The sequence below is a fragment of the Shewanella khirikhana genome, from assembly GCF_003957745.1.
GTDB classification, from domain to species: domain Bacteria; phylum Pseudomonadota; class Gammaproteobacteria; order Enterobacterales; family Shewanellaceae; genus Shewanella; species Shewanella khirikhana.
This window is the reverse complement of the sequence record NZ_CP020373.1, coordinates 4,350,284-4,369,111: the sequence shown is the minus strand read 5'-3', so window position 1 is coordinate 4,369,111 and position 18,828 is coordinate 4,350,284. Positions and strand designations below refer to the sequence as shown.

At 56.1% G+C, this 18,828-nt stretch carries 21 protein-coding genes; 6 read left to right on the top strand and 15 right to left on the bottom strand.

What is annotated here, in order from left to right; all coding sequences use genetic code 11:
- Positions 1-336: 336 nt before the first annotated feature.
- From STH12_RS19230 to nudE, 3 genes are read right to left on the bottom strand one after another with little or no spacing between them, the layout of a single operon-like run.
- Positions 337-777, bottom strand: a complete 441-nt coding sequence (locus STH12_RS19230) for a GNAT family N-acetyltransferase (protein WP_237158674.1) — start codon at positions 775-777, stop codon at positions 337-339.
- Positions 770-1,582 (bottom strand): 3'(2'),5'-bisphosphate nucleotidase CysQ, encoded by an 813-nt coding sequence (gene cysQ, locus STH12_RS19225; RefSeq protein ID WP_126169055.1) that lies wholly within the window; start codon positions 1,580-1,582, stop codon positions 770-772. The genes STH12_RS19230 and cysQ overlap by 8 nt, the downstream gene beginning before the upstream one ends.
- 45 nt (positions 1,583-1,627) lie before the next feature.
- On the bottom strand, positions 1,628-2,179 hold the full coding sequence (gene nudE / locus STH12_RS19220) for an ADP compounds hydrolase NudE (protein WP_126169054.1): 552 nt from the start codon (positions 2,177-2,179) through the stop codon (positions 1,628-1,630).
- A gap of 85 nt (positions 2,180-2,264) precedes the next feature.
- Between nudE and yrfG the strand changes: the two genes are divergently transcribed.
- Positions 2,265-2,933, top strand: a complete 669-nt coding sequence (gene yrfG / locus STH12_RS19215) for a GMP/IMP nucleotidase (RefSeq protein ID WP_126169053.1) — start codon at positions 2,265-2,267, stop codon at positions 2,931-2,933.
- 38 nt (positions 2,934-2,971) lie between these two features.
- Here the strand turns inward: yrfG and STH12_RS19210 are convergent, their stop codons facing one another.
- Genes STH12_RS19210 through gspC form a run of 12 tightly spaced genes read right to left on the bottom strand, consistent with a single transcriptional unit; the run spans position 2,972 to position 14,496 of the window.
- Positions 2,972-3,727 (bottom strand): type II secretion system protein N, encoded by a 756-nt coding sequence (locus STH12_RS19210; protein WP_126169052.1) that lies wholly within the window; start codon positions 3,725-3,727, stop codon positions 2,972-2,974.
- 18 nt (positions 3,728-3,745) lie between these two features.
- Positions 3,746-4,222 carry a type II secretion system protein M gene (locus STH12_RS19205; protein WP_126169051.1) on the bottom strand — a complete coding sequence of 159 codons (477 nt, stop codon included), beginning with the start codon at positions 4,220-4,222 and terminating at the stop codon, positions 3,746-3,748.
- A gap of 1 nt (position 4,223) precedes the next feature.
- Positions 4,224-5,414, bottom strand: coding sequence for a type II secretion system protein GspL (gene gspL, locus STH12_RS19200; RefSeq protein ID WP_164551317.1), 1,191 nt, complete (start codon positions 5,412-5,414; stop codon positions 4,224-4,226).
- 45 nt (positions 5,415-5,459) lie between these two features.
- A complete protein-coding gene (gspK, locus tag STH12_RS19195) occupies positions 5,460-6,434 on the bottom strand; it encodes a type II secretion system minor pseudopilin GspK (RefSeq protein ID WP_126169049.1) in 975 nt (324 codons plus the stop codon).
- Positions 6,434-7,225, bottom strand: coding sequence for a type II secretion system minor pseudopilin GspJ (gene gspJ, locus STH12_RS19190; RefSeq protein ID WP_126169048.1), 792 nt, complete (start codon positions 7,223-7,225; stop codon positions 6,434-6,436). The genes gspK and gspJ overlap by 1 nt, the downstream gene beginning before the upstream one ends.
- 7 nt (positions 7,226-7,232) lie before the next feature.
- Positions 7,233-7,628, bottom strand: coding sequence for a type II secretion system minor pseudopilin GspI (gene gspI / locus STH12_RS19185; protein ID WP_126169047.1), 396 nt, complete (start codon positions 7,626-7,628; stop codon positions 7,233-7,235).
- Positions 7,615-8,184, bottom strand: a complete 570-nt coding sequence (gene gspH / locus STH12_RS19180; RefSeq protein ID WP_126169046.1) for a type II secretion system minor pseudopilin GspH — start codon at positions 8,182-8,184, stop codon at positions 7,615-7,617. Before gspH ends, gspI begins: the two co-directional genes overlap by 14 nt.
- A gap of 12 nt (positions 8,185-8,196) precedes the next feature.
- On the bottom strand, positions 8,197-8,631 hold the full coding sequence (gspG, locus tag STH12_RS19175) for a type II secretion system major pseudopilin GspG (RefSeq protein WP_126169045.1): 435 nt from the start codon (positions 8,629-8,631) through the stop codon (positions 8,197-8,199).
- 34 nt (positions 8,632-8,665) lie between these two features.
- Positions 8,666-9,889, bottom strand: coding sequence for a type II secretion system inner membrane protein GspF (gene gspF / locus STH12_RS19170; RefSeq protein ID WP_126169044.1), 1,224 nt, complete (start codon positions 9,887-9,889; stop codon positions 8,666-8,668).
- Between the two features lie 3 nt (positions 9,890-9,892).
- Entirely contained in the window at positions 9,893-11,455 is a 1,563-nt protein-coding gene (gene gspE / locus STH12_RS19165) for a type II secretion system ATPase GspE (RefSeq protein WP_126169043.1), read from the bottom strand.
- An 11-nt stretch (positions 11,456-11,466) separates the two neighbouring features.
- Complete coding sequence (gene gspD, locus STH12_RS19160) at positions 11,467-13,560, bottom strand: type II secretion system secretin GspD (protein ID WP_126169042.1); 2,094 nt, start codon at positions 13,558-13,560, stop codon at positions 11,467-11,469.
- Between the two features lie 27 nt (positions 13,561-13,587).
- Positions 13,588-14,496 carry a type II secretion system protein GspC gene (gspC, locus tag STH12_RS19155; RefSeq protein ID WP_126169041.1) on the bottom strand — a complete coding sequence of 303 codons (909 nt, stop codon included), beginning with the start codon at positions 14,494-14,496 and terminating at the stop codon, positions 13,588-13,590.
- A gap of 266 nt (positions 14,497-14,762) precedes the next feature.
- Here gspC and hslR point away from each other — a divergent pair, with 266 nt between their 5' ends.
- From hslR to STH12_RS19130, 5 genes are all read left to right on the top strand, one after another.
- A complete protein-coding gene (hslR, locus tag STH12_RS19150) occupies positions 14,763-15,167 on the top strand; it encodes a ribosome-associated heat shock protein Hsp15 (RefSeq protein WP_126169040.1) in 405 nt (134 codons plus the stop codon).
- Between the two features lie 37 nt (positions 15,168-15,204).
- Entirely contained in the window at positions 15,205-16,074 is an 870-nt protein-coding gene (gene hslO / locus STH12_RS19145; RefSeq protein WP_126169039.1) for an Hsp33 family molecular chaperone HslO, read from the top strand.
- A gap of 199 nt (positions 16,075-16,273) precedes the next feature.
- A complete protein-coding gene (locus STH12_RS19140) occupies positions 16,274-17,815 on the top strand; it encodes a phosphoenolpyruvate carboxykinase (protein WP_126169038.1) in 1,542 nt (513 codons plus the stop codon).
- Between the two features lie 159 nt (positions 17,816-17,974).
- Positions 17,975-18,208 (top strand): DUF7661 family protein, encoded by a 234-nt coding sequence (locus STH12_RS19135; protein ID WP_126169037.1) that lies wholly within the window; start codon positions 17,975-17,977, stop codon positions 18,206-18,208.
- 160 nt (positions 18,209-18,368) lie between these two features.
- Positions 18,369-18,773: an ExbD/TolR family protein gene (locus STH12_RS19130; RefSeq protein ID WP_126169036.1), complete on the top strand. Its 405-nt coding sequence runs from the start codon at positions 18,369-18,371 to the stop codon at positions 18,771-18,773.
- Positions 18,774-18,828 lie beyond the last annotated feature (55 nt).

Sequence of the window (18,828 nt, the reverse complement as noted above, 5' to 3'; positions counted from 1 at the left end):
CGGGCCACTGCTTAAATTAGCTTCAAGCTAACAGGGTACAAAATAAAAAACAATGTTCACAATAATTAAAAACGCCGTTCATTAAGCAAGCATTCAGAAAAGAAGGAAGGGTTAAGGTTGCGGGCCTGAAGTTCCCTGTGTACGAGTTTACTCAGGTTTCAGGAACGCCAAGTGTGATTAGCCTGAGTAGGCTGCGTGTGAGTGACCTGAGTGGGCTGCGTGTAAGTGACCTGAAGATGAGTGACCTGAGTTTGGCTCGCCTGAGCATCGCTGACCCGGCGCCTTGCTGATCTTAAACTACACTCGCTCGCCACTGTACCGTTTCGAGTTGCTTACTCAGGTACCATGCCAGCACATCAGCAACCTGTGCTCGCCCGGGCCGAAATAGTCGTGCTCAAGGGCTGTCTCGCTAAACCCCAGTTTTTGATACAAACCAAGTGCCGGGTTATCCGGTGCCACCGTCAGCTTTAACTGGCGGTAACCTTGCTGAAGACAATGCTGCATCAAGGCCTTACCGGCGCCAACGCCACGCTGACTGGCAAGCACTGCTACCGAAAGGATCCAGCCGGTGTCCCGTTCTTGCCCTGGGGTACACAGCACGTAACCAATCAGCTTATCATCGACGAAGGCGCCCACCAGACCGGTTGGCCAGGCATCGATGGCTTGGCGGAAAAAGAAATCAGGGTAGCAGTGGTCGCCAAAACAGGCCTGCTCAACGCCATGGGCAAGCTGCCAGTTGCTGGCATCGAGGGGTTTGATTTGCAAAATGTTATTCACCGATGAGGATCTTGTCCCATTCGAGATTGGGCGAGCCAACTACGATGAAGTTGGGATTTTCGAAAGTATCGCGTTCGTTGTAACTCAGGGGTTGCAGCTCGATATCCATCAGCTGGCCACCGGCTTCTTCGATAATGATCTGCGCCGCGCCGGTATCCCACTCGCCGGTGGGGCCGACCCGCACATAGCAATCCGCCCTGCCCTCGGCCACCAGACAACTCTTGAGCGCAGCGCCGCCCATCACCACCAGTTCACAGTGGCGTGGTTGATGAAAGAGTTTCAGTACCGATTGGGGATCCTGCCGACGGCTCACCGCCAGCCTGAGTGACGGCTCAGATGCGCCATCGATTTGCCGACTGGTAATGCGCACTTCCATGCCGCCGCTGCGCTTGTAGGCGCCAAGCCCCGCCACCGCGTAATAGCAAACGCCGGTCATAGGCACATAGACCACGCCCATCACAGGACGGTTGTGCTCAACCAGTGCAATAATTACCGAAAAATCGCCGCTACCGGCAATAAACTCGCCGGTGCCATCGAGCGGGTCAACCAGCCAATAGCAGGGCCAGTCGGCTCGTTCTGACAAGGGAATATCGGCCGCTTCTTCAGAAAGAATGGGGATATGGGGAGTAAGCGCCTTCAGGCCGTCGAGGATAATCTGGTTGGCGGCCAAATCCGCCGAGGTAACCGGGGTATTGTCAGATTTCACCACCCGCTCAAAATCCCCGGCCAGGTAGATCTCGCGGATCCGGTTTCCGGCACGGGTCGCAATGGCAATTGCTTCATCGACAAGCTGCTCTGGCTTCATAACCACTCCAGATTGGGGCTCAGCCTGTACTGGCCCGGGACACGTCTATTTAAGGTTTAGATGCTTCTGCGTCAAAAACAAAGCACTGACGCTACGGGATTCAGAGAAATCACTCAATTCGAGCAGCTCCTGCCACTTTTCCAGCGGCCAGGGCACAACTTCAATCGGCTCGGGCTCATCGCCTTCCAGACGGCTCTCATACAGGTCCTGAGCGAGAAAAATCTGCATCTTACTGGAGAAATAACCGGGCGCCAGGCTGAGTTCTTTCAGCAAGGTAAGCTTATGGGCCCCGAAACCGATTTCTTCCTGCAATTCGCGATTGGCAGCATCGATGGGGGCTTCGCCTGGGTCAACCAGGCCTTTTGGAAAGCCCAGCTCGTAGTTGTCGGTACCGGCGGCATATTCCCGCGCCAACAGCAGCTTATCACCCAGCACGGGCACAACCATCACAGCGCCGCGATTCGAGCCCTTCATGCGCTCGTAAAATCGCTCAACCTGATTGGAAAAACGCAGATGTACCTGCTCAATCTGAAACAGTCGGCTCTTGGCGACCGTCTCGGTATGCAGAATCTCCGGCTTTTGGCGCCGCTCAGCCATGCTCGCCCCTGATAGTTGAAATCCCTGAATCTTCTTGAGATACAATCTTACTATCCCGCATTTATTCTACCAATGGAATTTTCGTATGTTTCCCTGGGACGCAATCGACACCGTCTTGCTGGACATGGACGGCACCCTGCTCGACCTGCATTTCGACAACCACTTCTGGCTGTCGCTGGTGCCCGGCACCTTAAGCCGCACCCGTGGCATCAGTAACGAAGCAGCAAAAGAACTGGTACGTGAAGCCTACGACAGTGTCGCCGGCACCCTCGAGTGGTATTGCCTCGATTACTGGGAGTCACGCCTCGGGCTGGATATTATGGCGCTGCACCGCACCCTGGTAGACAGAATCAAACTAAGACAAGACAGCATGCCCTTCCTGCAGGCCTTAGCCGATGCCGGCAAGCGCCGTATTTTGCTCACCAACGCGCACCCAAACAGCCTGGCGCTGAAGCTCGAACACACAGAGCTTGCCAATGGCCTGGACGATATCCTCTCCAGCCATCAGACAGGCTATCCCAAGGAGTCGCCGCTGTTCTGGCAAGCCGTATTTGCCCGCTTCGAGCTTAACCCCAAGCGCTGCCTCTTTATCGACGACAGTGAAACCATTCTGAATGCCGCCAAGGCCGCCGGGATAGGCTTTCAGCTCGGGATCAGCAATCCCGACAGCCAGCAGCCCAATAAAGTGTTCCACGACTTTCCGGCGATCCACGACTACCGCCTGCTACTCAATGAGTTGCAACGTCGAAGTTAGTAAAAAAAGGCGCCTTAGGCGCCTTTTTTATTGTTTGCTCAAACCCCTGGAACCCGCCCCTGCCAGACGATAGGGTAGTATCCTTCGGCATCTTTGCGGCCAAGGAAGGCCAGGGCCTTTTTCATGTCAGCGGTTTGAAAATCGGTTTCGCGGATTTTGGCCTGTACCACCAGTTTGCCTTCATCGGCCAGCACCACAGTGCCAGCAAGCCCCAGCTGGTTTTTATCTTCCATGGCAACCAGTTGCACCTGGCCCGCTTCACAACTCAGGTTCAGCTCAATATTGCCAAGGGGATACTCACCGAATTGGTTTTTAAGATTGGCGTATTGGAGAAACAGCTTGCCGCTTAAGGCATCGCACCAGGGCTTACCCTGCTGGAATTCCGCCAACATCAGGCTCACATCCCCTTCCACCTTGGCACCAAACGGCAGCTTGGTGTTACCCAGCAAAAAGCCGTGGCCAGTGTCGAGCTTCAGATTGGCAACCCGGGCACCTGAGAGAGACCAGCCCAGTTCGCCTTTCATTTGCAGCGCAGAGCTGCGACCGCCTACCTGCACATCGGCCACCACAGCGCCGGTCAGCAACTTGAGCGCCTGTATATCCCAACGCACCTGCTCGAGCTGACGCTCGTTAATCTGTATCGTTTGCGCCTGCCCCTGCCACACTGTGCCGCTGACGCCACCCACATTCACGCCTTTTGGCATGGGAGCGAGCGCCACCACCACAGAGGCGGGCAGCAAGGCTATCAGGAACACCAGATACAGCAGGATGCCAATTAAAATCTTCTTCAACACGCGGTTAACCCTTTGCCCTTATTGGGCCAATTGAATACGACGAACCTTTACCATGCCGGGCGTATCGGTTTCGCCCACATCCAGCAGCTCAAGCGATAAGCCTTTTTGCTGCACCAAATCGCCAAGGTAACCCAGCAACGCATCGAAGGGCACATCGTCCATCCACAGCTGGATCTTATTGCCCTGTGGCTGCATCCGGGTGATGGTAAGACCATAACGACCGGCGGTCTGGTTAACCACATTGGTGATACTGCCCTGCATGGTCGGGCGGCTGCCATTTTGGCGCAGGCCTGCAAGCTTATTGGCGGTTTCTTTGACATAAGCCAGCGTTTGCTGCTGCGCCTTGAGGCGATTAACGGCGTCGGCTTCGGCATTGGCGATGGGGGTCCAAATGCCCCAATAGAACACGGCAATCAGCAACATCACGCCGCCAACGGCCACAATCTGCTGTTCACGGGTGGCCAGACTTTCCCACCAGGCTTTCAGCTTTTCCATGTTAGCGGCTCCTCAGGGTCAGGGTACTGGTCACGGCTTCATCGCTCGAGTTCATGGCGCCGGCATCCAGCTCAAAATCCTTGGCCACCAGTTCTTTGAACTTCTCGATTTGGGCGTAGTTAGTCGCACTGACCTGCATACGGATTTCATTGCGGGCGCTGTCGAATCTCAGGCTGTTGGGCTTAAGTTCAGGCACCGCCGCGAAAGAGGTTTTCAGGCTTTGCAGCATGACAAAGAATTCCGTGCCGCTGCCACTGCCGGAGAGCTTCTTAAGCTCGCTGTCGAGCTGTGAGCGCAGGTTCACAATACGGTTAGAGCCCGGCATCACCTGACGATAAATGGCTTCACTCTCTGCCTTGAGGCTATCGGCCTGCTGGCCCACCTGATAGATGGTCAGGCCCTTGTCCACCAGCGCCAGCAGCAGTGCCACGGCCACCACAATGGCGGCGCTCTTCCACTGCAGCAAATGCTTACTGAGTTCACGCTTGGGCTTGTACACCCCGGTCAGCAGGTTCATCGGCGCATGCAGAATGCCACGGGCCAACACCAGCATCGGCAGATCCAGCGTTTGCAGCTTAACTTCGGCGCCGGGCAGATTGATGTCGTTGTAAGTGGCCACTGTGGGCGCTATGTCCTGCTTATCCAGCAGCATAGGCAAGGCCACAGGCAGCCAGTCCTGAGGCAGGTTGTGACCCGTACCTTTACCGGTGCGCACCAATAGCTCCTGCCCCATCAGCATGGCGGCCCATTCACAGCTATCCAGCGGCAACGCCAGGCAATCAGGAACCAGTTTGCGGGCCTTGAGTCCAGCTTCCTGCAGCCAGCCAAGCCAGGTTTGCATCTGCTCGTGGGCCACTGCTGCCACCGCCAAACGCTCGCCTTCACGGCCACCCACCACAAAGTGCATATCATCTACATCGTCCGCGAGGTTCTCTTCCAGCATAAAGGGCAAGGCCTTGAGCGCCTGCCGCTGACCTTTTTCGGGCAGGTGAATTTCGGTCAGGGTCATGCTGGAGGCGGGCACCAGAATATCCACGGGCCTGTTGCCCGCTCGCTCGGTCAGGGTGGCGAGGGAATCTGCCCCGGGCAGTTCTCCCGAGGCAATGATCTCCTGCTCCTGCTCTGACCAAATCAGCCAGGCACAGCTGTCCTGAGCCTTGGCGCCCAGTCGGATAAATAGCCTTTCACTCACTGTCATTCTCCGGCCTCCACAGGGAGGCTGTATTGTTATTCTTTTTTACTGCTGACCGCCGTACTGGCGGGTCAGGGTGTCCATCTGGTTGCCACCGGTGCGGGCCAGCACGCTGTCGAGCCGGAACACCCTGTCATCCAGTTTGGACGCCGCTTCCAACAGGAAGAACTTGCTGTCCAGCACTATGCTGGATTTAATCTTGTCGTCGGCTTTGGCACTGGTCAGCTGCCAAAAATCGTCAATGTTATCGAAGCCGTCGGATGGCCGCTGATTGATAAGGCTCTCGGCCTCACCCACGCTGACTTGCCCATCCAGCATACCCACCAAAATGGCCGCCTGTTCCACCTTGAGGGTGTTGATGTTCAGCAGCTGGCGGTCATTGCCGGGAATGGCACACACATAGGGCGACAGCTTGCGGTACACATCTTCGGTAAAACCAATCACTGCCCTGAGTTCACTCTTGTGATTCATCAGGGTGTTGGCCGCCCGGTAAGGCACGGGGCGGGACTCATATTCGGCATCCTCGGCACCAAAGGGGCTGGTGATGGTATCTTCATCCAGATAATCCTTCAGGGTGTGGGTCAGGCGCTCGGCGCCAAAATCATCCATCCCCAGCGCCACCAGCAGCGCCTTGAATTGTCTGGCCGCCAAAGGCAGCTGCGGCTGCCCGTTTTCAACATCCTTTGAGGCCACCGACAGCGCATTGATATTAAAGCAGGCACGCATATCGCTGATTTTACCTGCTATTTCACCACCTTCGACCGGAAACACCACATTGGCCAGCGCCCAGTACTGTTGCAGGTGTACCTTGCCTTCGCTGTCGTCCAGATCCTGTTTCAAGACCTTACGTGCCAGTTCCTCCGCCGACAGAGCATACCAATAGCCCTGATCATACTGCGCCAGATTGAGTGTACGACGCATGCTGATCTGGTTGCGGGCAGTCACGTTACTGGCAATCACGGCAACAATAGCGACGATAAGCAGCACCACGATAAGGGCAACACCTCTTTGCTTACGCATCAGTATTCCCCCCCGCTCCGGCCGTTCTCATCTTCTTTCTCTTCGCCGTTGCCCGAACCGTTACCCGAGCCGTTGCCTGTGCCATTACCCGAACCATTGCCCGAGCCGTTTCCGGTTCCGTTACCGTTGCCGTTGCCGGAGTCATCATCTTTCCCGGACTCATCATCAGACTTGGCGGCAGCGCCCTTGGGCAACAGGAACTTGCGCTGAATTTTGCCAAAGCCTTCCAACTCGATTTCCATCGCGATAGCAGCGGGCAAAGCAGTGGCGTCTATCTTGCGCTCCCACTTGTCGCCCACGAAGAAGGCATATTCGACTCCAAGTACCTTATCAAACAGCACATCCTTCACTGGCTCGGCGCCGAACTCGGGCTCCGGATAAGGGTAATACCAGCGCTCCAGCTTACCCTCTATGACCACATAGGCCACCGACTGCACACTGCCACGGGGCAACTTGCCATCGGGATTGAGCCAGCCAATGCGAAAGAACACCAGGGCTTCACTTTCACTGTCCAGCATATCGGTACCGGTTTGCAGCACTGTGCTGCCGCGGCCACCTTCCAGCAGACGTGGCGTACGCGCCACCATCTGGCCAAGGTCGCGCTCAATGGCACCGAAGCCCTGCTGCAGGTAACGCAGCCGGGCACTGAAATCCTGAGTCACTTCATCGTTTTTCAGCACTGTGCCGAGTACAGCATTGGCCGCCAATCCCAGCAGCGCAAAAATGGCTATCGCCAGCAGCATCTCAATCAGGGTGAAACCCCGAGTGCGCGCCGCCTTGCTCCCCGGCATGCCAGCCTTATTCTTTATCGAAGACATAGCTGTTTATCTCGGCCAGGGTGCGGCTGTATCTGTCATCGTCGCTGACCTTAATGCGGATCAGCCGAAACTTGTCATCGGTGGTTTTAATCACCTCTTTGCGCCAGTACCAGGTACGGCCGGCAAGTTCAACCTCGCCGTCTTTCTTGCCTATGGCCGGAAACCCCGGCTCCAGGCGGGCATCCACCATCTGATTGTCGGCCACCCACTGTGCCAGGGTGCGCTCTTCCAGAATGGGCAGATTACCAATCATTTCGCTCATGCTTTTGGTGAGTGACAAAGCGGCAATGGCGAAAATCACCAGCGCCATCATCACTTCCAGCAACGTCATGGCCCGCTGACGCAAAAGGCGTTGCGGATGCTTAGAAGGCCTCATCGTCCGGCCTCCCCACCCTTACCCGGCCAAGGGCGTCGCCGGTGACCAACACAGCCACTTCGTCACCCAGCTGCTCGCGGCCGAGGAAATTTAGCTCGAAGGCCGTCATCTCACCGCTGGGGAACACCAGAATTTGTGGCTCGGGGTTCTTGGCTTTCTCTTCGGCGCTAGGCTCGTCGATAAAAGGCTCATCGAACCAGGATTCCTGCTCTTCTTCCTGATCCAGCGGCAGCCCTTCGACAATCAGGTTCAAACTGATGCCAGGCTGCATTTCACGCAGCGCCAGCAGGCGATCGTTTTCCAGTTTGTTCCATTTGCCTTCTTTGAAAATCACATATTGATACTGGGTGTCATCCACCACCACACCCAAAAACTGGCCGCTGAGCACGGCCTCGTCACGGATAAGGTCGGTGGCAGCCACAAACTGAGTGGCGGCCTTATCCAGCTCTGGTTTTATCCCCGACGAAGGCAAACTCAGGGTGACCGCAGCCGCAGCGATGCCCATTAAGAGCACCACCAGCAAGACTTCAATCAGGGTAAAACCACGTGCTTTCACTGGATGTCCGTATTACTGGAAGTTTTGCAGGTTCCAGTTACCGATATCGTCTTCGGTACCTGCTTGCATGTCCGGGCCAGCGCTGAAGATATCGATTTTGCCGTTCTCACCTGGGCTTAACAGCATATAGTCGTTGCGCCATGGATCCTGTGGCAGACGCTTCACATAACCGCCGTCACGATAGTTGCGTGGCTCGGGGGAAATAGTCGGCTTTTGCACCAAGGCTTCCAGGCCCTGCTCTGTAGTGGGGTATACGCTGTTATCCAGCTTGTACATGTCCAGTGCGTTTTCCAGCGCCACTATGTCGGCAACCGCCTTCTTGATATCGGCCGATTCCTTGTTACCCAGTACGTTTGGCAGCACCATGGCAGCCAACAGGCCCAGAATAACGATCACGACCATGATTTCCAGCAGGGTAAAACCGCGTTGTTGATTGCGCTTTTGCATCAAGCTTTCTCCTTGTAAAAATCGGTTTGGCAGCTTAACTGCCAATCAAATTGTTCATTTCCAGAATAGGTTGCAGGATGGCGAGTACGATAAAAAGCACCACCCCTGCCATGCTGATCACCAGCGCGGGTTGAAACACCCCCAACGCCAGATTCACATTGGCCTCGAATTCCCTGTCCTGGTTGTCTGCGGCCCGCTCCAGCATATCTTCGAGCTGACCACTCTTCTCGCCCGAGGCTATCATATACAGCATCATTGGCGGGAACAGCTTGGTGTTGGTGAGCGCCGTGCCAAGGCTGGTCCCCTCACGTACCCGCGCTGTCGCTTCTTCGACCGCTTCGCGCACCCGTAAGTTCTGCATCACATCGCCGGCGATACGCATACCATCGAGCAGCGGCACCGAGCTTGCACTCAAAATACTTAAGGTTCGGGCGAAACGGGCGGTGTTGATACTGCGGCTCACCCGACCGACCACCGGCAGACGCAGCAAAAACACATGGTATTTCATCTTGAACGCATCATTGCTGAGCATTCGCTGGAACACCACCACGGCCAAAATCAGCAGCCCGAGGATCAACAAGCCATAATCCTGCACGAAGGCGGAGGATGCCATCAAAATCTGAGTGGTAGCCGGAAGCTCCTGCCCCAAATGCTCAAACTGCGACACCACCTTGGGTACCACGGCGGCCAGCAACACAGCCACCACGCCGATGGCAACCAGAGTCAGCATCACAGGGTAAATCATCGCCTGGGTCAGCTTGGATTTAAGCTGTTGGCGCCGCTCGGTGTAATCGGCGAGGCGATTGAGCACCACCTCCAAATGGCCGGACTTTTCACCCGAGGCCACCATGGCGCGGTAGAGATCGTCAAAGATATGGGGGAATTCGGCCATGGAGTCGGCCAGCGAGTAACCTTCCACCACCCGTGAGCGCACTGCCATGATCATGGATGCCAGCCGGTCTTTTTCGCACTGCTGGCCCACGGCCTTCAGCGCTTCTTCCACCGGCAAACCGGACGCCACCAGGGTCGCTATCTGGCGGGTGATAAGCGCAAGCTCGGCCACCGAAATGCCACGGCGAAACAGGTTAAATCCTGCGCCCTTGGCCTTGGTTTCCTTTTCCACCACCGGCTCTATTTCCAGTGGCATCAGGCGCATGTCTCTTAACTGGCTGCGGGCGTGGCGGGCGCTGTCGGCTTCGACCACGCCTTTTTGCTGCTTGCCCTTGCCGTCGAGCGCCTTGTATTCAAAAGCCGGCATGCATTACTCCTCGCGGGTGACCCGCAGTACTTCTTCGAGGGTGGTAATGCCCGCGAGTACCTTCTGCATGCCGTCGTGACGAATGCTGGGCACCGACTGGCGAATGTGCTTTTCAATGGCCAGCTCACCACGGCCGCCGTGAATAAGCTCGCGCACAGTATCATCCACCAGCAGCAGCTCGTGGATACCGGTACGGCCGCGATAACCGTTGTGGCCACAGTGCTTACAACCTGTGGCTCGGTAAATCACCGCCTCTTCACTGCCAATGCCGAGCAGCTCACGTTCACGCTCGTCCGGTACGTGGGGCTCTTTACAGTTGGAGCACAGGGTACGCACCAGGCGCTGGGCCAGCACGCCGAGCAAGCTCGATGACACCAGGAAGGGCTCTACCCCCATGTCCTGCAAGCGGGTAATGGCGCCGGAGGCGGTGTTGGTGTGCAAGGTGGAAATCACCAGGTGACCGGTGAGCGAGGCCTGCACTGCAATCTGGGCGGTCTCGAGGTCACGGATTTCACCTATCATCACCACGTCGGGGTCCTGACGCAAAATCGCACGCAGGCCGCGGGCGAAGGTCATGTCCACCTTGGTGTTCACCTGGGTTTGACCTATGCCTTCGAGCTCATATTCGATGGGGTCTTCCACCGTGAGTATGTTGGTGTCGCGGGAGTTAATCTCGGTCAGACCGGCATAGAGGGTAGTACTCTTACCCGAACCCGTGGGGCCGGTGACCAGCAGAATGCCGTGGGGCTTACGGATAAGCTCATCGAAGCGGTAACGAATCGATTCTGTCATGCCCAGCTGGGCCAGGTTGAGGTTACCGGCGTTTTTATCGAGCAGACGCAGTACCACCCGCTCACCGTGGCTGGACGGCATGGTCGATACCCGCACATCCACGGCACGGCCGCCGATACGCAGCGAAATACGGCCATCCTGCGGCACCCGCTTCTCGGCGATGTCCAGACGGGCCATTACCTTGATACGGCTTACCAGCAGTGACGACAGCTTACGGTTGGGCTTGAGCACTTCCTTGAGTACCCCGTCCACCCGGAAACGCACCACCAGCTGCTTTTCATAGGTTTCGATATGGATATCCGAGGCCTCTTCTTTGATGGCTTCGGACAAGAGCGCGTTGATAAGCCGGATGATGGGGGCGTCGTCGTCGCCCTCCAGCAGATCTTCGGTCTGGGGCAGCTCTTCGGCGAGGGTGAACAGGTCCATCTCGTTGCCAATGTCTTCCATCAGCTGCTGCGCCTCGGACGAATTGGCCTGATATGCCTGGGTCAGCTTAGCCTCGAAGGCCGCTTGCTCCAGCCGCTGCAAAGGCACGGCTTCACCGGCGTAACGGCGCACTTCAAGCAACGCCGCCAGCGGCGTTTTCTCGGTGTAATACAGCCCCAGATTGCCGGACTCGTCCTTCGCCAGCACCAGGCCGAAGCGATGGGCAAAAGCAAATGGCAAGCGCTCACGGCTATTGGAGTGGTAAGCCTCGTCCGCCTGGGACTCGGCACTGACACCCAGCTCGCCCGACAAAAGCTCGAGGCTTTCGCCCTGATTGATGTCACTCATAGGCTCGCCCATTACTTGTTCTCATTGATGTAATTCAGGGCGGCGTCCTTTTCACGCATGTCGGTGTCCAGGCCCTTGCCTTCCTTGTAGCGATCGAGAATATCGTTCACTTCAGGCGGCAGATAATCTGACTGATTCCACTCTTCCAGAATCGGCACATCGGTATTGGGCATCAGGTTCACGCCACGGTCCTGCTGTTGCAGTTGCAGCGCGCGGAAGTAGTTGTACTTGCGACCGGCAATGCCTTCCATGGTGATACCGTCACGGATGATGGTGGGCTTGATAAACACCATCAGGTTTTTCTTTTTCTTGCCGCTGGAAGACGACTTGAACAGGTGACCCAGCAGTGGAATGTCACCAAGGATAGGCACCTTCTGCACGCTTTCCTGCACTTCTTCGTTGATAAGACCGCCAAGCACTACAATTTGGCCTGAATCGGCCATCACTGTGGTGGTCAAACGGCGGGTAGCAAAGGTCACGTCAACACCGGTTTTACCATTGATACCAGATACTTCCTGCTCAATAGCCAGCTTAACGGCATTGCCTTCGTTGATCTGTGGGGTGACTTTAAGCTTCACGCCCACTTCCTTACGCTCTACGGTCTGGAACGGGTTGGAGTTACCGTTGCTGGAGTTTTGTGAGCCGGTGAGGATAGGTACTTCGTCACCCACGATAAAGGCAGCTTCCTGGTTATCCAGAGTGGTGATGGACGGCGTGGCCAGTACGTTGGAGTTGGTGTCGGAGGACACGGCCTGAATAAGGGCACCGAAGTCGCCCATGGCCACGCCCCATGCCATGCCGTTCACCTTGCCCAGCGCCTGGGCCAGCAAGGTGATATCGCCTTGTTTCTCAGGGTTTTCTGTACAGGTGCCGTTTTCAGAACACACCTTGGTTCCTTCTACCGGACGGGCCTGCCAGATACCGGCGCCAATCTCACCTATGGTGGGACCAAGGTTGTTGAACTGGGTGCCACCACCGGATTCGGTCGCCCACTGCACGCCAAAGCCCACGTCATCGCCTTCGGCCACTTCCACGATAATGGCTTCTACCAATACCTGGGCGCGGCGGATATCTAGCTGATTGATGACGCTCTCCAGGGTGCGCATCTGATCCGGCTCGGCACTTATCACCAGGGCATTGGTGTCGGTGTGAGCCATGATGTTGATTTGGTTGCGACGCTTGCCGGGTGCCTGCTGGGCGCCGTCTTTATCGGCTTCCAGCTTCTGGGCAAAGCCGGTGAGCACTTCCACCAGATCTTCGGCCTTGGCATAACGCAGGTAACGTACCTTGGTGTTACCTGTGCTGGCCTGCTCGGCGTCGAGACGTTTCACCAGCTCCACTACCCGCTGGCGGCTCTTCTCATCGCCGCTGATCACCACGGCGTTGATACGCTCATCCGCCACGACTTTCGGAGCCTGTCCGGGCAGCTGAGCCTGGTTGGCAGAAGCACGGTAAAGGGTGTCGATAATCCGCACCATTTCAGAGGCAGAAGCGTGCTGCAGCGGCACCACAAGCACTTCGGTGTCGCCCTGCTTATCCACGCGCTTGACGATTTCCACCAGCTTGTTGACCACGGCGGCGCGGCCGGTGAGCATCAACACGTTGGACGGATCGTAGTTAACCACGTTGCCGCCACCGGCGTTATCGTTCAGCTGACGCAGCAGCGGCGCCAGTTGCTTGGCCTCTGAGTTGTACAGCGGCACTATGCGGGTCACCAGCTCGTCGCCTAAGCCTGGAGCCGAGTCGTCAGCCACACGGATGTTGGAGGTTTTGGCATCCTTGTCCTTGATGACCTTGAGCACGCCATTTTCCATTTCCACCACGGCGTAGCCATACACCTGCAGCACGTTCAGGAAGAACTGGAAGTACTGGTCTTCGGTGAGGTTATCGTAGCTTCTGACGTTAATCTTGCCGCGAATGGTGGGGTCGACAATGATAGTCTTGTTCAAACGCTTACCAACTGTGTTGATAAACTCCTGAATCTCGGCGTTTTTGAAACTTGGCGCCAGCTGTTCGTCGGCCGCGGATACCATCACAGGCGAAAGCAATACTGTACCGGCCATCAGGCTGGCAATCAGTTTGCGTCGGAATCCTTTGTTGTTCATCTAATTCTTATCCCCTAAATCTTGTGCTTATTGCGGCAAACTGAACATGATTTCAACCAGCTGACCTTCGCGCTCTACCATCACTGAAATTTCAGTGAGTTCGGACAGCTGTCCCATCAGCTCCAACGCCTGGGTGCTGACGGTCAAATCGTAACCGTTGATGGATTTGGCCAGATCGCCGGGCTTGAGGCCTGCCTGTTTGAACAGCCCGGGATCTTTGCCCGGTTGCAGACGATAGCCCGCCAGCTCTTCGCCACGGGTTACCGGAGAAATGGAAATGTAATCGGTGATCTTACTGGGGTCGGCCAGCAATTCATCACGGGAAGAAGACAATTCGGCGCCCACCTCGTCGCCACGCATATCGATACGGCGCACGTCCTCGTCGCGTTCGCGGCGGCTGTTACTGGCGGGAACAGAAGGAGAGTTGGTGTAAGGCACGCCATCGAGCATCAGGGTCTCGTAGCGGCCGGCGTTGGTGATAATCACCCGGTCGGCGTACACCTCTTTCAAAGACGCCGAGGTACCTTTGATTTTTTCACCCAGCTCGTAGGTTTCCTGGTTGCCACCGGATTCGATGATAGCCAGACCTTTCTGCTCGGCGGTGGAGGCCACAATGCCGGTCAGTACGATGGAAAGCGAGGTTTTAGGCGCGTCGGTAATGACTTCCTGAACCGGCTGTTCCTTGGGTTTGCTGTCGGCTTTGCCAAACAGCGACAGAGACTTGAGTCCGTCCAAATCCACGCTGCCACTGCCGCCTCCGGCGTTTACCGGGCTCGGGCGCCAGGCAACAGCCTCAGACTGCACAGGTACCAATCGCCAGCTGATCTCGGCCGCCAAATAACAGCAAACCGCGAACCCCAACCAAAAGGTAAGCCTACTCAGTGGTTTATGCGGTATGCTTCCTGCCCGTGCAATCACTTTATCCAATAAATCCATAATTTACGGACCCTCTTAACAGGTCTCTGTTCTGATTAGAATATTTTAGAAAAACCTGCATCATGCTAACCCAGCCATAACACGGCAACAACCCCATAACAGCGGTGCCTGTGGCGATTTTTAGCCATTTATGCTAACTTTGCGCGCCCGAAAAGGGTGTGAGGCAAGCCGCTAAATCGGTTTTTATGCGGCTGGATCAAGGCTGTGGCTTTCCAAGCTGTGATCCCATCCCTAATGTTGCAAAAATTTGCTTAGGTGGAGCGCGCGTGGATCAGAAGCACCAACCCCCACAATCCGTTCGTTTGGACAAATGGCTTTGGGCCGCCCGTTTTTACAAGACTCGGGCACTGGCCAAAGAGATGATTAACGGCGGTAAAGTACATTACAACGGGGCCCGCACCAAATCCAGCAAGAATGCGGAAGTGGGCGCCGTTCTTAAGATACGTCAGGGATATGACGAAAAAGAGGTGGTGATAGTGAAATTGTCGGAACAACGACAAAATGCCAGCATCGCCCAAACTTTGTATCAGGAAACGCCCGAGAGTGAGCGCAAGCGCGCCGACAACGCCGAGGCCAGACGCCTGAACATACTGAACAATCCGTCACCGGATACCAAACCCGACAAGAAGCAGCGACGCGAGCTCTTAAAGGCCAAATCCGGCGACTATTAATTTGGCCTGACGCCGATACCGAATAGAAGACAGCAAGATGAACAAAGACACTTTATACAGATACCTGTTTGAAAATGCCGATGTACGCGGTGAGCTGGTACAGCTGGCCGACGCCTATCAGTCAGTGGTCAATGCCCACAGCTACCCGGCGGTACTGCGCCGTTTCCTCGGCGAGCTGATGGCAGCCACCTCGCTGCTGACCGCCACCCTCAAGTTCAGCGGTGATATCGCAGTGCAGGTACAGGGCAACGGCCCTGTGTCACTGGCGGTGATCAACGGCAACAACCACCAGCAACTGCGCGGTGTGGCACGCTGGGACGGCGAGCTGGCTGACGATGCGAGCCTTGGCGATCTGTTTGGTCAGGGTTATATCGTGATCACCCTGACCCCGGACGAAGGCGAGCGTTATCAGGGCGTAGTGGCACTGGATAAGCCAACGCTGGCCGAGTGTATTCAGGACTACTTCCAGCAGTCTGAACAGCTGCCCACAGGTATTTGGCTGTTTGCCGATGGCGAACGTGCCGCCGGTATCTTCCTGCAGGTACTGCCAAGCGAAGAAGACCACAACGCCGAGTACGAGCACCTGACTACCCTCACCGCCACCATCAAGCAGGAAGAACTGCTGCAACTGCCGGCCGAGGAAGTGCTGCACCGTCTCTACCACGAGGAAGAAGTGCGCCTGTTCGACCCTGTGGAAGTCAGCTTTAAATGCACTTGCTCCCGCGAGCGCAGCGCTGCCGCCATTCGCAGCATCGAGAAAGCCGAAATCCTCGAAATCCTGGCCGAGCAGGGCCAAATCGAGATGGGCTGCGAGTACTGCAACAGCCAATACCGCTTCGATGCCATCGACATCGAAGCATTGTACGCCAATGGCTCCCTGACAGACTCAGGCACTGCAAAACAGTGACCGCGATCACAGCCATAAAACGGACGCCAGGGTGCGTCCGTTTTTTTTGACGAATTTTCAGATCCGGCTCACACATTGCAATCCGCTTAAGTTACAATCAGCGCGGGCGCCAGACCCGATAAATCAAGGCGCACCACAAACCGGCAACACAGATCGGTACCATAAATAGAAAACCTCTTAGAATTTGGAGACCTTACCTATGGCGGATGGAATCAACCGCGTACACCGTAATCCCTCAACTGCCGAGCTGGTAGAACTGGCACTCGCCAGAGGTGAAGGAGAGCTGACCGCCAATGGCGCCCTGGTTGCCAAGACCGGAGCCCGCACTGGCCGTTCTCCCAACGACCGCTTCATCGTCAAAGAGGCCGGTTCAGAAGCTGATATCGAATGGGGTGCAGTTAACAAGCCCTTCGCAGCCGACGCCTTCAACGCCCTGTGGGACCGTGTTGCAGCGTATCTGGCCGACAAAGAAGTGTTCGTATCCGATCTGGAAGTGGGCGCCGACCCTGAGCACTACCTGCCTGTTACCGTAACCACCGAATATGCCTGGCATCAGCTGTTTGCCCGTAACCTGTTCATCATTCCCGAAACCTTCAACAAGGCCGGTAAAGATGTGTGGCAAATCATGAACGCCCCAGGCTTCGTGTGTGAGCCTGAGCGTGACGGCACAGCCTCTGAGGCCACTGTTATCATCAACTTCGCTGAGCGCAAGGTACTGCTTGCCGGTCTGAAATATGCCGGTGAGATGAAGAAGTCCATGTTCTCGGTACAGAACTTCCTGCTGCCTGCCAAGGGCGTGCTGCCAATGCACTGCTCGGCCAACGTGGGCAAAGAGGGTGACACCACCCTGTTCTTCGGCCTGTCCGGCACCGGTAAGACTACCCTGTCAGCCGATCCCAAGCGCTTCCTCATCGGTGACGATGAGCACGGCTGGGCCCCAGGCAGCGTATTCAACATCGAAGGCGGCTGCTACGCCAAGTGTATCGACCTGAGCCAGAAGAACGAGCCGGTGATTTGGGATGCCATCCGCTTCGGCACCGTGCTGGAAAACGTAGTACTGGACGCCAATCGCGTACCTGACTACAAAGATTCCAGCCTGACCGAAAACACCCGCGCTGCCTACCCGCTGGAGCACATCGCCCAGCGCCAGGAAGCCAACCGTGGCGGCGAGCCACGCGCCGTGGTGTTCCTGACCTGTGACGTATCCGGCGTACTGCCTCCTGTGTCCAAGCTGACCAAGGAACAGGCCGCTTACCACTTCCTGTCTGGCTACACCGCCAAAGTAGGTTCGACTGAAATGGGCTCAACCTCTGCCATCCAGTCCACCTTCTCTACCTGTTTCGGTGCCCCTTTCTTCCCACGTCCTGCCGGCGTATACGCCGAGCTGCTGATGAAGCGCATCGAAGCCTTCAACAGCAAGGTCTATCTGGTGAACACCGGTTGGACCGGCGGTCCTTACGGTGTGGGCAAGCGTTTCGACATCCCGACCACCCGCGCTATTGTTGACGCCATCGTCAGCGGCGAGCTGGCCGACGTGGAAACCGTACACCTGGACAAGCTGAACCTGGACGTGCCCGTGGCCGTACCTGGCGTAGATTCTGCCCTGCTGAACCCGGTCAACACCTGGGGCGACAAGGCCAAGTACGACGAATACGCCCAGAAGCTGGCCGAAGAATTCCAGGCCAACTTCGCCAAGTATCAGGTACCTGATTCCATCAAGAACGCCGGCCCAAAAGCCTAAGCTGCTCCTGATGTAAAAAAACGGCTCCTTCGGGAGCCGTTTTTGTTGGCTGCGATTCACTGAAACCCCTGGCAAGCAGCGGTTGTTTGTGTGCTTATCCAATGTTATTGATAGCAATCCACAAACGAGATTGACTCACCAGCCAGGAAGTAACAACCAATGCAAACTACCCCAGAAGACCACCGTTTCGATGTGTTTGGCCAAACCATGTCGGTCAGCCGGGTCGCAGGGCAATGGCAGCTGTTTCTTGAGTCCAGCACCGGCATGAAACGGCGGGTATTCGATGTGGTGATCCCGGCCGAACTCACGGCCGCGGAACTGGCTGTCTATCTCGATGATATCTTCCACGAACGCGCCAGCGCCAAGTACCCCCGGGTCATCCCCATCGGCTGACTCCAAATTGTGAGCCAGATCAACGAAATATCCCTGTAGCAACAATGTCATGGTAAAAGGCTGGACAAGTGAGCGCTATGGTGCAAAAAATGGTCAATATAAGCCTTAAGCAGTAGAAGGATAATAACAAGCTTCAGCCAATTAGCCGGGGGGTATCAAGATGGCATTTAAACGCTATGCATCCGAACATGAAGAAGCCAAGGTCGATATGACCCCAATGCTCGACATCATATTTATCATGTTGATTTTCTTCATTGTTACCACATCCTTTGTGAAACCCATGGGTATTGATTACAACAAGCCAGAGAATGCCCAAAAGTCCAAAAACAAGGGCGACAATATTCTTATCACAGTCAATAAATCCGGTGTGGTGACCATGGAAGGCCGCTTGGTCGATATGGAAAGGATTACCGCCAATGTTGAGCGCAGGCTGGCTGAAACCCCGGGGGCGGCAGTGCTGATTCAGGCCGAGGGCGAGACTCTCCACGGCACCGTGGTGGGGGTAATGGACAGGGTGAAAACCGCTGGTGTGGCCAAAATCTCGGTGACCCAATCGGACGAATAGAGCCGAACTGGCCTGCGGTTTTCACCGCGCAATAAAAAATGGCTCCCGAAGGAGC

What these genes read in the sequence shown, in the direction of transcription:
- cysQ (WP_126169055.1), bottom strand. Translation starts at nt 1,582, where the DNA reads ATGAAGCCAGAGCAGCTTGTCGATGAAGCAATTGCCATTGCGACCCGT.
- gspC (WP_126169041.1), bottom strand. Translation starts at nt 14,496, where the DNA reads ATGGATTTATTGGATAAAGTGATTGCACGGGCAGGAAGCATACCGCAT.
- STH12_RS19135 (WP_126169037.1), top strand. Translation starts at nt 17,975, where the DNA reads ATGCAAACTACCCCAGAAGACCACCGTTTCGATGTGTTTGGCCAAACC.
- gspF (WP_126169044.1), bottom strand. Translation starts at nt 9,889, where the DNA reads ATGCCGGCTTTTGAATACAAGGCGCTCGACGGCAAGGGCAAGCAGCAA.
- gspJ (WP_126169048.1), bottom strand. Translation starts at nt 7,225, where the DNA reads ATGCCGGGGAGCAAGGCGGCGCGCACTCGGGGTTTCACCCTGATTGAG.
- STH12_RS19205 (WP_126169051.1), bottom strand. Translation starts at nt 4,222, where the DNA reads ATGGAAAAGCTGAAAGCCTGGTGGGAAAGTCTGGCCACCCGTGAACAG.
- hslO (WP_126169039.1), top strand. Translation starts at nt 15,205, where the DNA reads ATGAACAAAGACACTTTATACAGATACCTGTTTGAAAATGCCGATGTA.
- gspI (WP_126169047.1), bottom strand. Translation starts at nt 7,628, where the DNA reads ATGAGGCCTTCTAAGCATCCGCAACGCCTTTTGCGTCAGCGGGCCATG.
- nudE (WP_126169054.1), bottom strand. Translation starts at nt 2,179, where the DNA reads ATGGCTGAGCGGCGCCAAAAGCCGGAGATTCTGCATACCGAGACGGTC.
- STH12_RS19140 (WP_126169038.1), top strand. Translation starts at nt 16,274, where the DNA reads ATGGCGGATGGAATCAACCGCGTACACCGTAATCCCTCAACTGCCGAG.
- gspK (WP_126169049.1), bottom strand. Translation starts at nt 6,434, where the DNA reads ATGCGTAAGCAAAGAGGTGTTGCCCTTATCGTGGTGCTGCTTATCGTC.
- yrfG (WP_126169053.1), top strand. Translation starts at nt 2,265, where the DNA reads ATGTTTCCCTGGGACGCAATCGACACCGTCTTGCTGGACATGGACGGC.
- gspD (WP_126169042.1), bottom strand. Translation starts at nt 13,560, where the DNA reads ATGAACAACAAAGGATTCCGACGCAAACTGATTGCCAGCCTGATGGCC.
- STH12_RS19130 (WP_126169036.1), top strand. Translation starts at nt 18,369, where the DNA reads ATGGCATTTAAACGCTATGCATCCGAACATGAAGAAGCCAAGGTCGAT.
- gspG (WP_126169045.1), bottom strand. Translation starts at nt 8,631, where the DNA reads ATGCAAAAGCGCAATCAACAACGCGGTTTTACCCTGCTGGAAATCATG.
- gspE (WP_126169043.1), bottom strand. Translation starts at nt 11,455, where the DNA reads ATGAGTGACATCAATCAGGGCGAAAGCCTCGAGCTTTTGTCGGGCGAG.